Origin of the sequence: Enterococcus sp. LJL51 (genome assembly GCF_049894025.1) — a bacterium.
In the GTDB taxonomy this organism is placed as follows: domain Bacteria; phylum Bacillota; class Bacilli; order Lactobacillales; family Enterococcaceae; genus Enterococcus_L.
This window is the reverse complement of record NZ_JBNEQE010000004.1, coordinates 15,232-28,938: the sequence shown is the minus strand read 5'-3', so window position 1 is coordinate 28,938 and position 13,707 is coordinate 15,232. Positions and strand designations below refer to the sequence as shown.

15 protein-coding genes are annotated in these 13,707 nt (G+C 39.0%); 12 read left to right on the top strand and 3 right to left on the bottom strand.

Annotation, left to right across the window (positions count from 1 at the left end; all coding sequences use genetic code 11):
- Nucleotides 1-50 precede the first annotated feature (50 nt).
- Together ACPWSO_RS05475 and ACPWSO_RS05470 are read right to left on the bottom strand one after the other, a co-directional pair.
- Entirely contained in the window at nucleotides 51-332 is a 282-nt protein-coding gene (locus ACPWSO_RS05475) for a hypothetical protein (protein ID WP_426081840.1), read from the bottom strand.
- Complete coding sequence (locus tag ACPWSO_RS05470) at nucleotides 329-637, bottom strand: TIGR04197 family type VII secretion effector (RefSeq protein ID WP_426081838.1); 309 nt, start codon at nucleotides 635-637, stop codon at nucleotides 329-331. Before ACPWSO_RS05470 ends, ACPWSO_RS05475 begins: the two co-directional genes overlap by 4 nt.
- 873 nt (nucleotides 638-1,510) lie before the next feature.
- Here ACPWSO_RS05470 and ACPWSO_RS05465 point away from each other — a divergent pair.
- From ACPWSO_RS05465 to ACPWSO_RS05415, 11 genes are all read left to right on the top strand, one after another.
- Nucleotides 1,511-2,419 carry an EamA family transporter gene (locus tag ACPWSO_RS05465; protein ID WP_426081837.1) on the top strand — a complete coding sequence of 303 codons (909 nt, stop codon included), beginning with the start codon at nucleotides 1,511-1,513 and terminating at the stop codon, nucleotides 2,417-2,419.
- Nucleotides 2,420-2,624: 205 nt separating this feature from the next.
- A complete protein-coding gene (locus tag ACPWSO_RS05460; protein WP_426081836.1) occupies nucleotides 2,625-3,083 on the top strand; it encodes a hypothetical protein in 459 nt (152 codons plus the stop codon).
- Nucleotides 3,084-3,254: 171 nt separating this feature from the next.
- On the top strand, nucleotides 3,255-3,965 hold the full coding sequence (locus tag ACPWSO_RS05455) for an NAD-dependent protein deacylase (RefSeq protein ID WP_426081835.1): 711 nt from the start codon (nucleotides 3,255-3,257) through the stop codon (nucleotides 3,963-3,965).
- 12 nt (nucleotides 3,966-3,977) lie between these two features.
- On the top strand, nucleotides 3,978-4,823 hold the full coding sequence (locus ACPWSO_RS05450) for a chorismate mutase (RefSeq protein WP_426081834.1): 846 nt from the start codon (nucleotides 3,978-3,980) through the stop codon (nucleotides 4,821-4,823).
- Nucleotides 4,824-4,840: 17 nt separating this feature from the next.
- Nucleotides 4,841-5,356: a transcription repressor NadR gene (locus ACPWSO_RS05445; RefSeq protein WP_426081833.1), complete on the top strand. Its 516-nt coding sequence runs from the start codon at nucleotides 4,841-4,843 to the stop codon at nucleotides 5,354-5,356.
- A gap of 279 nt (nucleotides 5,357-5,635) precedes the next feature.
- Nucleotides 5,636-6,283, top strand: coding sequence for a DUF3885 domain-containing protein (locus tag ACPWSO_RS05440; protein WP_426081832.1), 648 nt, complete (start codon nucleotides 5,636-5,638; stop codon nucleotides 6,281-6,283).
- Between the two features lie 14 nt (nucleotides 6,284-6,297).
- A complete protein-coding gene (locus ACPWSO_RS05435; RefSeq protein ID WP_426081831.1) occupies nucleotides 6,298-7,101 on the top strand; it encodes a hypothetical protein in 804 nt (267 codons plus the stop codon).
- Nucleotides 7,102-7,327: 226 nt separating this feature from the next.
- Nucleotides 7,328-8,824 (top strand): aldehyde dehydrogenase family protein, encoded by a 1,497-nt coding sequence (locus ACPWSO_RS05430; RefSeq protein WP_426081830.1) that lies wholly within the window; start codon nucleotides 7,328-7,330, stop codon nucleotides 8,822-8,824.
- A gap of 245 nt (nucleotides 8,825-9,069) precedes the next feature.
- On the top strand, nucleotides 9,070-10,104 hold the full coding sequence (locus ACPWSO_RS05425) for an aldose epimerase family protein (RefSeq protein WP_426081829.1): 1,035 nt from the start codon (nucleotides 9,070-9,072) through the stop codon (nucleotides 10,102-10,104).
- Nucleotides 10,105-10,214: 110 nt separating this feature from the next.
- Nucleotides 10,215-10,688, top strand: a complete 474-nt coding sequence (locus ACPWSO_RS05420; RefSeq protein ID WP_426081828.1) for a GyrI-like domain-containing protein — start codon at nucleotides 10,215-10,217, stop codon at nucleotides 10,686-10,688.
- 170 nt (nucleotides 10,689-10,858) lie between these two features.
- Entirely contained in the window at nucleotides 10,859-11,485 is a 627-nt protein-coding gene (locus ACPWSO_RS05415) for a hypothetical protein (RefSeq protein WP_426081827.1), read from the top strand.
- 37 nt (nucleotides 11,486-11,522) lie between these two features.
- On the opposite strand, the gene ACPWSO_RS05410 is transcribed toward ACPWSO_RS05415, so the two are convergent.
- Nucleotides 11,523-12,503, bottom strand: a complete 981-nt coding sequence (locus tag ACPWSO_RS05410) for an L-lactate dehydrogenase (protein WP_426081826.1) — start codon at nucleotides 12,501-12,503, stop codon at nucleotides 11,523-11,525.
- A gap of 617 nt (nucleotides 12,504-13,120) precedes the next feature.
- Between ACPWSO_RS05410 and pth the strand changes: the two genes are divergently transcribed.
- Nucleotides 13,121-13,687, top strand: a complete 567-nt coding sequence (pth, locus tag ACPWSO_RS05405) for an aminoacyl-tRNA hydrolase (protein WP_426081825.1) — start codon at nucleotides 13,121-13,123, stop codon at nucleotides 13,685-13,687.
- The last annotated feature ends 20 nt before the right edge of the window (nucleotides 13,688-13,707 follow it).

Genomic DNA, 13,707 nt, shown 5'->3' with positions numbered 1-13,707 from the left:
CCTCCTCGTTAGCAAGCAAAGTCTTACGTTGATAGAAAAGATCATTTTGTTTATCTTCCAATGAAGCTTTTTCGCTGTTGCTCCTCTTCTAACTCAGAAAAGATAGTGAAATTATGTTGTCGTAAAGTCTCCGACTGGTATCTTAACTGCCAACCAAAGTCATTCGTAAGAAATTGTTCTTCCATTTCAGCATAGATTGAAGACGTGTGATGGAAAAAATTATGATACTCTTCTTCAAGCTGTTTTAACCGCTTTTCTTCATCTTCAAGCTGCTCCAAGTCACGTTCTAATTGTAACTCTTCTTGTTGGATCTTTTCTAGTGTATTCGTCATTTTTTTTCACCTCCCATTGGAGATGGGAGAGAGTGGGCAGCCATTAACTGCCTTGTTGCTCGATCGGCTGCCTCAAACTCACTGGCAACTGTTTGAAGATTAGTTGAAGCTTGTCCGATTGCTTGGATAATTTTATTTTGAGCACTTAGCATGGATTGAATTGCGTCTTGCGCATTTGTATTCCCAGCAACTGTTGTTTTTGTGTCTGTGAGAATCGCATCCCCACTATTGGCACCATCCAACGAGCTGGCAATTGCTGTTGCTAGTTGTCTAGCAACAATTGAATCACTTGATACTCCATTCATTATAATACTGACCTCCTTTTTTTATTTTGATAAAATCTTATCATAAGAATGAGTAGGTAGACAATAAGAATGAATAAAATTTGTTTTTATAAATACTTTAATTATGGTCTTTGCTATAGGTCAATCATTAGCAAGTCTATGATTTTTTTGAATGTTCATCTGTCGGTAGAATCTTTGAAACGCTAGATGAATAAAAGTTATAGGTACTATTTCCTTTGTAAAAAACTAATTTATCAATGACTCATTACGTAAATCTGCTGAGCTTTTTCTTTTGCTTGGAATTTTTCTCAACAATAATACCGTCTAAATATTTAAGGGAAGTAGTGAATGTATTGATTTTATAGTTTTTTATCTGAAACTGCTTATGCTGTTAAGTAGCATTTTCGTCAAGTTTATATAGATTCTCAATAGTTATATTACTTGTCAAAGTCCTGAAAAAGCTCAATATGATTTCTCTATGAATCGTAAAAGGTGTCAAATATCTTCTCAATCTATAAGATAGCTCGTATTTTATCATGGTATTTTTCAAATATTTTTAAACGAAGGAGGAATCTGATCCAAAGTCTGCTGATAAATTTTTGAATCACTGAATAGGACTTGTCTTTAATGGATAATATATACGAAAGAAGATGGTAGCATTATTTTGGAAAAATCGTATCTAGTCATTTTCAACAGTAACCAATCCGTTGAAGCTCCAATAGTTGTTATTTATTATGTGAAGAATGGGTTCACCGTTGACCTTTTAACTTCTTTCCTGTACGTTTATTAAGATATGTCAATTTTGTAAAAGTAATGGTGTTATGCTCAGTATGCTGTCAGGGAATGAAAAAGGCGGCAGAGTTCAGATAGTTTGTTTGATTGGAGAGGATTTTTATGTGGTTTTTACCAGCGTTGATTACTGTGTTGGCATGGGGATCGGCGGATTTATTTTATAAAAAAGGAAACAACGTCAAGGACCGCTTTAGTGCAACCAAGACAACGATTATTGTTGGTTTAGTGATGGGGCTTCACGTTTTGTTTTATTATGTGATTTATGCTGGCATTGCTTACGATTGGCGAAATCTGTTTTTGTATCTGCCTGTTTCTTTCATGTATATCCTGTCAATGGCAGTTGGCTATTTTGGGCTGCGCTATATTGAATTATCGATATCCTCGCCCGTGAGCAATTCTTCTGGTGCGGTTTCTGCTCTGCTGACTTATTTTTTGTTGGGAGGCAGAATGGATGGGGTACAGTTTGGAGCAATTGCAGCAATTTCACTAGGAATCCTACTTCTCTCTATTATTGAAAAGCAGGAGTTTGATGAAGAACTCAAAGAAGAGGGAACCATAGTGGAAAAGAAGTATCGAATCGGAGCGGCTGCTATTATCTTTCCCATTTTATATTGCGTGATTGACGGATTGGGTACCTTTCTTGATGGTTATTATTTGGAGTATAAGCAAATTATGCCTGAAGATCAGGCCAATATGAGCTATGAGTTAACCTTCTTGATAGTCGCTTTAGTCTTGTGGGGCTATCTGGAGCTGATAAAAAAAGAACATGTCTTAGTCTTTAAAGAAAAAGATAAGGGACTCGCAGCATTGTTTGAAACGCTAGGTCAGTTTTTCTATGTTGGAGCAATTGCCTCTAATGCAATTATAGTAGCACCGATGATTGCTTCCTACAGCATTGTTTCGGTGCTGCTTGGCCGGATTTTTCTAAAGGAAAAGCTTAGTGTTAAACAGTACACTGTAATTTTGGTGATTATGATTGGAATTGCCGTCCTTGGCTTTTATGATGGCTAACGATATCAGGAGCAGAAGGAAAAAAATCCTGCTGCTCCTTTTTTATTTCCCCCGTTCTTTTAGCGAGGCTAGCTAAAAAAAGAGCGTCTAATGTTACTGAAAAATGGTATGATTTAAAGACAAGAGAATGAAATTTCTAAAATAGAAATTGAAGCTGTTCATTTTGAGCGATTCGATACAAGCTAAAAAGGGAGGGAATCTACTAATGATTAAAAGTACAAAAACGGTTCAGGAAATTTTAGAAGATATACTGTCAAAAGATCCTCAAAAGGTTTGGGCGGCCAGCTGTGCCATCATTTCTTTTGGGCAGGATGAAGAGGTAATCAACAAGCTGCTTCCCTTTTTAGATAAAATAAAAAAAGGAACAAGGGGTGTTGCTCTAGGCGGATATCTGGCACCAAACCAGCGCTTCGTTGATAAAGCGATTAAAACAATCAGCTTTTATCAGGAAAACAAGAGCTGTTCCTGCTGCTTATTTGATGAGCTGTCCAACCCTGTTGATGAGCAAAAAAACGGAAATGTCTTTCTGCTGGAAACAGTGGCTTACCCTGATAGTTCCTATGTCGATTATTATCGGGTTCAATGCAAAAAGTGTAATGCTGGCTATCAAGTCTTTGAGCGCCAGTCCCACTTCCCCTGGTGGGAGTGGATACTGCTAACGTGAGCTGTCATCTATTTTCAGCTGGGAAATCAGTTGTGAGCTGCTTAGGATCGTTAGAATTATCAGGTACTATATTCAAGTCATTTTAGCTATTAATGACTGAGCAAATGACTCTGCAGTCTGGTATTGAATAGACATTATCGTCTATAATAGAAAGCATAGGAGTTGGAAACTATGAAGATTATTAGCCCGGAAGACGGCATTCAAATAATGAAAGAATCAAAGGCAATCACCTTTTTAACTGGTGCAGGGGTCTCAACTGCCTCAGGCATCCCGGATTATCGTTCTTTATCAGGCGTATATCAAGGAATAGAAGCGCCAGAGTATTTATTAAGCCGAAGCTGCCTGCTGCGTGAACCGGAAAAGTTTTATGACTTTGTAAAGCGGCTGTATCATCCTAATGCAGAGCCTAATCGGATTCATTTGGCGATGGCTGATATGGAGAAACAAAAAGAAGTTTGGGTGGTCTCGCAAAATATCGATGGGCTGCACCAAAAAGCCGGCAGCAGGAATCGGATTGATTTCCATGGCAATTTATATGACTGCTGGTGCGAACGTTGTAAGCAGCATGTATCGGCTGAACAATATTTAGTCAACGACAGGCATGAAGGATGTGGAGGCCAACTGAGGCCGGGGATTGTCCTTTATGAAGAAGGCTTCGATGATCAGACGATTTCTGCAGCTGTGAAGGCTGTAGTTGCTGCAGAGCTGCTTGTAGTTGTAGGTACCAGCTTTCAGGTACATCCATTTTGTGATTTGGCTGCGTATGCTCGCCCCGATGCCAAGTTGCTGGTGATTAACCAAACACCGGTAAGACTAAGAGGAGAATATTTTTATATAGAAACCGATGCGATGAATGTGTTTAATAAAATTGAAGGAAAGTAAAGGATGGATAGCATGGAAACATTTAAATCAGAAAAACAGAAAATGATTGATGGGGAATTGTATTTTGCAGCAGATCCTGAATTAAGTGCTGCCCGTAGACATGCACGAGATCAAATGAAGCTGATTAATAACGAGACAGATCGTCAAGTTAGGAGACAGCTGGTGGAAGAAACCTTCGGTTCAGCGGGTACAAGTGTTTATGTAGAGCCGTCAATCAGTTTTGATTATGGGTTCAATATTCATGTTGGTAAAAACTTCTATGTGAATTTTAACAGTATTTTCCTCGATATTTGTCCAATTCGTATTGGTGATAACTGTATGTTTGGACCCAATGTGCAATTGTACACAGCTTCTCATCCGTTAAATCCAGGCAAACGGAACAGCGGGTTGGAATTTGGCAAACCAATTACCATTGGCGATAATGTCTGGCTGGGCGGAGGCGTGGTGATTGTTCCCGGTGTTGAATTAGGAAATAATGTCGTTGTGGCAGCGGGAGCGGTTGTTACTAAATCGGTTCCGGACAACTGTGTCGTAGGAGGAAATCCTGCTAAAATCATTAAGCGGATTGATGAAGAGGAAACAAAGCAGAATAGTCTGGAAGAACAGCGTAAAGCGATTGATTCTATTGATAGAGAAATGGTGGAGCTGCTGGAAAAACGAATGCAGGCAGTAGAGAAAATTGCTGAAATCAAGAAAGAACAAGGGACTGCAGTTTTGGATGAAAAAAGAGAGCAGGAAGTGCTGAAAAAAATCGGTTCTTATGTGAAAAAGGAAGAGTACAAAGAGGCTTTGTTGAAGACCTATCAGCAAATTATGGCGGTTTCCAAAGAGTATCAGACTGGGAAAATTAACAAGTAGTAAATGAGGTGAAAGCTATGGACGGTGGGACAAGACGTTCAGAAATTCTGGAAGTGCTGAAAACAGCGGAGAAGCCAGTCAGTGCCAGTCGATTGGCGAAGCGTTTTTCGGTCAGTCGCCAAATTATAGTCGGAGATATTGCTTTATTAAGAGCGGCTGGTTTGGAGGTAACTGCAACAGCAAGAGGCTATCTTTTGGAGCAGCAGGATGATAATGGGCTAGTAGTAAAGATTGCCTGTCAGCATCAGCCGGAACAGACAGAGGAAGAGCTGACTGCCATTGTTGAATTAGGCGGCGAAGTACTGGATGTAATTGTGGAGCATCCGATATACGGGGAACTGACGGGCAATCTGCGGATTAAATCGCAGAAAGATGTTGGGGATTTTATTAAAGCCTATAAAAAAAGCCGTGCCTCCCTATTGTCGGAGCTGACTGGCGGGATTCATCTGCACACCATTCGCTGTGAAAACCAGCAAATGGTGGAGGCTGTCAAGGAAGAGCTGGCACGTAAAGGAATTCTCTATCAGAATTAATCAGGCAAAAACTGATTCTAAGCAGCTGAATCTAGCGGACTGCGGGGCTGTTTATCAATCAGATGTTTTTAGAAACGTTGCTAGACAAGTATTGAGTATTTTTCATACTGTATACGAAATTCACAATTGAGAACGAGAGGCTGTGATGGCAGCGTTCAGGATTGTTGGCAGATCGTTTAATCGGTTTTGGGAGATGGAGACATAGGGTTGTCACATCTCCTTATTTTTGAAAAATCAATAGAAAGCTTATGGATTGAAGCGTAGATAGGACGGATAAGTATGAAAGAACTTTATCAAGAGGTAGTCACGCAGCTGCAGGAAAATTACATCTCTCAGTATGCAAATGGAAAGCCTTACTTAAAATTAAACGGTGAGCAGTGTTATCATTTTAGAATGAATTTATCCTATTTTTACAAAAGAATTAATGAGCAAACGCTAAAGAAAACAATAAATGTAGCGAATCGTTTAGTGGATGAAGTCTTCAAAAATGAGAGCAGAGCAGGAATCATTCAATATATCAATCAGCCAGGTCAGCTAATGAAATTCATAAAAAAAACAGCTATAAGCGACGACTACTATGTAAATTTGCCTGTTGAAGAGCGTTTTTTGAGAATATTAACCTGCAAGATAGAGAATATTGGGCTGCTCCATAAGCTGGTTATGGGAAGAATCTATCAGGACTTCAAACCCTATAGCGATACCTTTACTAGACTGGATAATCAAATTATCCTTGTGAATGAAACGAAGAAAATTCTTTTACATGTATACGATGACCGGGGCTGTGATGTTTTTTGCAAGGAAGAGCAGGATTATTTAGAGCTGAAACAGCTCTTTAAAAAATATATAGACAGCTATACTGCGCAGATGGAGGAGTTGAACTATCAGGTGCAGGAAAGTACGTATGGTGTTTCCTTTACCAAAAAGTGAGTGGGGTGATTTGTATGGGAAATCGCTGTTATTTGAACTCGGAAGCAACACAAATTTTTGAATCAAATAATTCCTTTCCTGTATTCTGGCTGATGGGCTTAAGCAATGCCCAGTTGCCGCTTATTCATCAGCAGTTGGAAAGTATTTTCCAAAAGCAGCAGACAGACGGGGAGTTTCAAGCAGTAACCCGAATGTCATTTAATGAGTATCAAAAAAATCTTGACCATCATACCGTCTACGTATCTAAGCTTTATCCTGAACTGCTGCCGCTATATGAAGATTTTAAACTGATAATAAAAAAAGAAGCACAAAAGCATGAAATGATTGAAATTTCCTATATAGAATATCTTAACTTTTTTACCTCTGCATCAGAGGTCTATAATGAGATTCAAGTACTATTTGATTCAATTTCTTCATGTGAAAAAACTACCTGGATAGATAAAAATGATCCTCTAGGAACGACTATTGGAGGAGATCGGTGGTCACATCATTCTTCGGAAAGCTTATCGGCAAAATATGAATCGCTGGTTGATAGCTTAGATACACCGGTGGTAACGAGTGAAGCTGCTAAAGGTATCAAAGAACCAACAGCCTTTTCTCTTTATAGAAAATTAGTTTCAGATATCTTTGTTTTAGTCATTTGTCTGATTTTAGCAGCTGCTTCTGCACTGATGTTAATTTTTACAGGAAATAAAGTACTCAGCTTTCTAGCAGTTTTATTTTTTGGAGGAGGCGGGCTATTTTTCTATTTTATAGAATTTAAAGAGCAGCAGACAGCGATTAAAAGTCATAGACAATTACAAAAAAATAGGAAATGATGAGAAAGTTGCTTCTGACCTCTCATTTATTCAGATTTTAAAGAAGTCAGAGTCTGGATATTTAATTACCTCTCCCATTTTTTTGTTTACGGATTCATGTTTAATCAGACTATACCAATTATGTGTAGAACAGATAGAAATGTACTGTTTTTAGAGATTTCCTTTACTTTTTTATTTAGTCCTTTATAATTGAAAGCGTAAACAAAAAAAGAAAGGTGGGATTTTTTTGGGTAAGACAATAGACATTCGGGAAGCAGTAGATGCTAATTATCAGTTATACATTAATGGTGTGTGGACAGCTGGTTCGGGAGATAGAAAGCTCACCAGTTATAACCCAAGTAACGGGGAGTCATTGGCAGAATTCGTTGATGCAACACATGAGGATGTAGATCAGGCCGTAGCAGCAGCGCAAGAAGCCTTCACCACGTGGAAGGATGTTGATGTAGCGACTAGAAGTAGCCTTTTGTTGAAAATTGCTGATTTGATTGATGCCAACAGTGAGCGGCTGGCATTGGCTGAAACATTGGATAACGGCAAGCCAATCAATGAAACGAGAAACATTGATGTTCCCCTAAGTGCAGATCACTTCCGTTATTTTGCAGGTGTGATTCGTGCAGAAGAAGGAACCCTTAAAGAGTTTGATAAGGATACGTTATCCTTGGTTATTAAGGAGCCAATTGGTGTGGTTGGTCAAATTATTCCATGGAATTTCCCATTGCTGATGGGCGCGTGGAAGCTGGCGCCTGCTTTGGCAGCAGGAAATACAGTAGTTATCCATCCATCATCTACCACATCATTAAGTTTGTTGGAACTATTTAAATTATTCGATCAGGTGCTGCCTAAAGGGGTAGTCAATTTGATTACAGGTAAAGGCTCTGATTCAGGCAATTACATGCTGGATCATGAGGGCTTTGACAAGCTAGCCTTTACAGGATCTACAGAGGTGGGTTATACAGTAGCTAAAGCTGCAGCTAACCGCTTGATTCCTGCGACATTAGAGCTAGGTGGAAAATCGGCCAATATTATCTTTGATGACGCAAATTGGGAACGAGCGCTAGAGGGTGTGCAGCTGGGAATTCTATTTAATCAGGGGCAGGTTTGCTGTGCAGGTTCCCGGGTATTTGTACAGGAAGGAATTTATGACCGTTTTGTTGCTGAGCTAAAAGCAAAGTTTGAAAAAATCAAAGTTGGTTTTCCTTGGGAAGAAGATACGCAGATGGGTGCTCAGGTTAATGAGCATCAGCTGGAAGGTATTTTAAAATATGTAGATATAGGTGTAAAGGAAGGTGCGACACTTCTTACTGGAGGGAAACGTGTAACACGTGACGGTCTGGATAAGGGCGCCTTTTTAGAGCCAACTTTATTGGCAGATGCGGTTAACTCTATGTGTATTGCTCAGGAAGAAATCTTTGGTCCTGTTGCAACAGTCATCAAATTTAAAACGGAAGAGGAAGTCATCAATCTGGCCAATCAATCTGATTATGGTCTAGGCGGCGCAGTATTCTCTCAAAACATTAATACCGCACTAAGAGTTGCCCGGGGCGTACGGACAGGCCGGATGTGGGTCAACACATACAATCAGCTTCCTGCTGGTGCACCATTTGGCGGGTATAAGAAATCTGGTATCGGCAGGGAGACGCATAAATCGATGCTGGATGCCTATACTCAAATGAAGAATATCTATATTGTCACAAAAGATGAGACAGATGGACTGTATAGTTAAATAAAAAGTATGCAGGCTGCCAATTGCGCAGTCTGCATACTTTTTGTAGAGCAAACAATTTAAGGAAAACAGAACAATCCTTGCTCTTGAGTAAAAAATTTAGTAAAATATTTATCGAAAGTGTAACTGCTTACATCTCTTGTGATTGACTAAGAGAAGCTATCAGAATGCTATATAGAGCTGCTTTCTCTGTTGGCCAAAAGAGAATAAGGGGCTTGAAAGAATCAGATTAAGGAGGAAAACATATGAAAATTACACAAAGAGACTTTGGACAGGGAGCAACTCTGTATTCATTAAAAAATGAAAATGGTGTTCAACTGGAAGTAACCAATTTTGGTGCTAGAATCGTTAATTTGTTTGTACCTACAAAAAAAGAAAAACGAAATATTGTCTTAGGGTTTGATTCTGTTGAGGAATATTTGGCACAGGATATGTATATTGGAGCAACAATCGGCAGAGTAGCTGGGCGGATTAAAGATGGAACTTTTACACTGGGTGGTCAGACTTATCAGACGGATAAAAATGATCATGAGCTGCATACGCTTCACGGAGGAGCACCTTCCTTTGAGGCAAAGCTCTGGGATGCGAAGCTGGAAGAGTCGGAAAAGAAAAGTACTGTGATTTTCTCTCTAAAAAGTAAAGCTGGCGAGCATGGCTTTCCAGGTGAATTGATGGTTTCAGTTTCTTATACGTTAACAGAAGACAATGAATGGTGTGTGGATTATGAAGCACATACTGACCAGCTAACGTTGTTTAATCCAACGAATCATGTATATTTCAATCTTTCAGGGGATGTAGAGCAAGCAATTGACGACCATAAGCTGTTTATTGATTCTGATCAATTTGCCTGCATTGATGAGGCAGTGATTACAACGGGAGAAAAGCGCTCAGTCACAGATACAGCATTTGATTTTAGAAAGGCTAGAAAGCTGGAAACAAGTTTCAATAGTCAAGATGATCAAGTAAAGGCTGTAGGCGGATTTGACCATCCATTTTTCTTGAATAAACCTTCGATTGAACATGTTAGCGCAGTGTTGACAAGTCCAGATGAAGCGGTTCAGGTAGAGGTATTGACGGATTGCCCAGCAGTTGTTGTATTTACTGCGAATTTCAATGGTGCAGGTCCTGTGATTCGTGGAAAGAAATTAACAGATCACGGCGGAATTACCTTTGAAACTCAGACCGCACCTGGTTCAGAACGCTTTGAAGATTTTGGGACCATTGAAATTCAGCCGAATGTCCCGTTTCGTTCAACAACGATTTATAAAATTACAGAGTAGTACGTTAAGGAATCATTCAGAGCATTCTAAAAAAGAGCATTCCCGGTCAAATAGTGCAGCTGGACATATGCTAAAGTATAGCTATTAAGAATACTTGGAGGTACATGACTATGACGCAAATTGCTGAAATTACATTGAAACAGCTGCCGGAAAGAAAGATGCTGGCGATTCGCCGCACGATTGACTTTTTTGGAGAATATGCGGAATTTATGGGGGAAACAATCAAAGAATTGATGAAGCAGATTCAACAAGCTGGTTTACTGCCTGCCAGCGGTCCGATTGTCTGTTTTCATAATGTCGATTTGAGTGCACTCGATTTAGAAATAGGCTTTGAGATTTCTGCCCCTATTTCCGCAAAAGGAGAAGCTGTGTTTGCTGTTTTACCAGTTCAGACAGTGGCAGTGACCATTGACCGAGGTCCCTATGAAGCGCAGGATCCAACATTGGAAGCGCTGATGAGCTGGATAACGGAACAAGACTTTATAACAACAGGTGGTATTTATTATCATTATTTAAATGATGAAAGTCAGCCGCCAAATGAGTATTTGACTGAGATGTATATTCCTTTGAAAGTAAGAAGTTAAAAATAGCTATAACTCATATTATTTATGAAATGAAGGAGGAAGGAAACACCTTCCTTCTTTTTTTGTGGTAAAATACAATAAAAATGTTACAAAAACATTGCTGTTGAGTTTCTTTTGTGTTACAATATCATTACAGAAGATGAAGGGTTAAAATTAGGAGGTGCAAAAGAATGAAAAAGAAATTTGTATTAATAGGCATTGCTGTAGTTTTGCTAGCTGGATGTTCAGGAAAGAGTAAAGAAACTGAATCGACAAAAACAGAAAGTAGTAATAGCAGCTCTGTAAGTAGGTCTACTACGAAAGAAACAGCTAGTAAAGCTACAGATGAGACAATTTCAGGAAGTGAATCTGTTACAAGTGACGCTTCAAGTGTTGATGCTGATTATCCTTATACTGTTCCCGTTACAGCTATTCAAAATATTGTGTTTGCAAATGGAGGAATGAATGTTCCGCAAACGATAGGCGTAAATTTTACCAATGAATCTAATGGGAAAATCACTTTTGAGCAGGCCAACCCAGATGCAATGTTCACTACAGTCTATTCAGCAGCCTATCAACAAATACCTACAAAGACAATTAGAATTTTTAGTGAAGGTGCAAATGGAATTCGTACGGTAAGTGTGAATACAGAACTAGTGATGGGAACAAAGGTAGAAGATGGAAATGGTATCAATCTTGAAGGGAATATGTATGTTTTTTATAATAACAATGGGGGAATTTCTCTAATTACGCCAAATTATGCAGGAAATGTAGCAGTAGAAGATATGGATGTTATGTTGGAATACTTAGTGAAATAAATAGAAAAAAGTACGCCAGCCGGCGTACTTTTTTTGTTTATTTTTCTTCAGCTTCAAACTTTTCAAAAGCGGATTGAATAACTTCTTTTAGTGCTGATGCAGAAGCGTTCATCCGGTCTTTTTCAGAATCTGTCAACGGAATTTCAATGACTTGTTTAATTCCTTGACGATTAATGACTGCTGGAGCACCGATGAAAATATCATTTTGTCCGTATTCACCATCCAAATACACGGATAATGGGAAGACAGAGTTTTCGTCATCCAAAATTGCTTTAGTAATACGTGCTAGTGCAACGGCAATCCCATAGAAGGTTGCTCCTTTTTTATCAATAATAGAATAGGCAGCATCACGAACACTGAAAAACAGATTAACCATTGCTTCTTCGTCGACATCTGGATTGTTTTTCACCCATTCGTAAATTTGCAAACCGGCAACATTGGCATGAGACCAAACAGGAAATTCTGTATCGCCATGTTCTCCTAAGATGTAGGCATGCACATTACGTGCATCAACATCAACTAGTTCAGCGATAGCCTGACGGAAACGGGCTGAATCTAGTGAAGTTCCTGAACCGATAACGCGTTCTTTTGGAAAACCTGAGAACTTCCATGTAGAATAAGTTAAAATATCTACTGGATTTGCAGCGACTAGGAAAATACCATTAAAACCAGAGTCAACAATTTGGGTTACAATCTCTTTATTGATTTTCAGGTTTTTATGAACCAAATCAATTCTTGTTTCTCCTGGTTTTTGTGGAGCACCCGCTGTTAGTACAACAAGATCTGCATCATGACAGTCGTCATACGTAGCAGCGTAGATCTTTTTAGGAGAAGTAAAAGCTAAAGCATGAGAAAGATCCATTGCATCTCCTTCAGTCTTTTTCGTATTGATATCGATGATACCAACTTCCTGAGCGATGTTTTGAGTAACAAGAGCAAAAGCATAGCTGGAACCGACAGCACCGTCCCCTACTAAAATAACTTTTTGGTGATCTTTTCTATCTGCAGCTGCAGTCATGTGTACCATTCCTTTCGTAGGTTTGTTTATTACAATGATAGTACCACCGTCTAAGAACTTTGTCACGCATTTTAACTTTAAAATAGTACAGTTTTTATCGCTGTTATAATTGCAAGCTCTTACATGCTCGGTATTTCACTATTCTTGTTTTTTTAAGTTTTTTCAAAGGTTTGGTCTCTTGAAGGATAGGTTTATTGTTTTTTTAAACTTTCATATATATTGGAACAGCAAAATCTGTGTTATACTATTGAGACAGAACCTGAGCCGCAAATATGCTGCTCGGCTATTTTGTGTTGAGGTTGAGACAGAAACGGTTAGCTTCAAGCAATAAGCAGGGATTTATGAAAATGACAGGAAACACGAAGGTAAATCATTCGATGTTGACTGATTCCTACCTGGTGCTCCACAAATTGTTGTTAAATACCTGCTTATTGCCGAAGAAGTTGTTTCTATTCTCACCGTTTATTCGGTTTTAAGCATACTAAAAGTTTGGGAATTTAGTTATATCCCAGACTCCGTTTCTTGAACGACTAAAAAGTAAAAATTAACCATGCGTTGTTTGTAGCTGCGTCTTTTGGCATGCAGCTTCACTTATAGCGATAAAGGAGATAGAGAGAATGAAAATGATTGTAGGATTGGGCAATCCAGGCAGTAAATATCAGGAAACCAAGCATAATGTAGGTTTTATTACGGTAGATGAAATTGCCAGCCGCTACAACGCGGTCTTTAAAAAAAATCAATTTGAAGCAGATATTGCAGAATTTTTTATAGGAACAGAGAAGATCATGCTGGTTAAGCCATTGACGTTTATGAATGAATCCGGACGTTCAGTAGGACCTTTGATGACCTATTTTGGTATTGAAAATCAGGAATTAATTGTAATTTATGATGACCTTGATTTAGAAATAGGCAAGATTCGTTTGCGGGAAAAAGGCGGTCCAGGTGGACATAACGGGATGAAAAGTCTGATTGCTCATTTAGGTACGAATGAATTTTCCCGAATCAAAATCGGAATCGGGCGTCCTCAGGGAAATGAAACGGTGGTTCAGCATGTACTGAGTAAATTCCCCAAAGCTGTTCATGAAGATATTTTGATTGCTGTCAAAAAAGCGGCAGATGCAGCAATTTATGCTAGCGAAGGACATACCTTTGTCGACACAATGAACCAATTTAATGGAAAGTAAACAATGAGGTGGTCAACGAG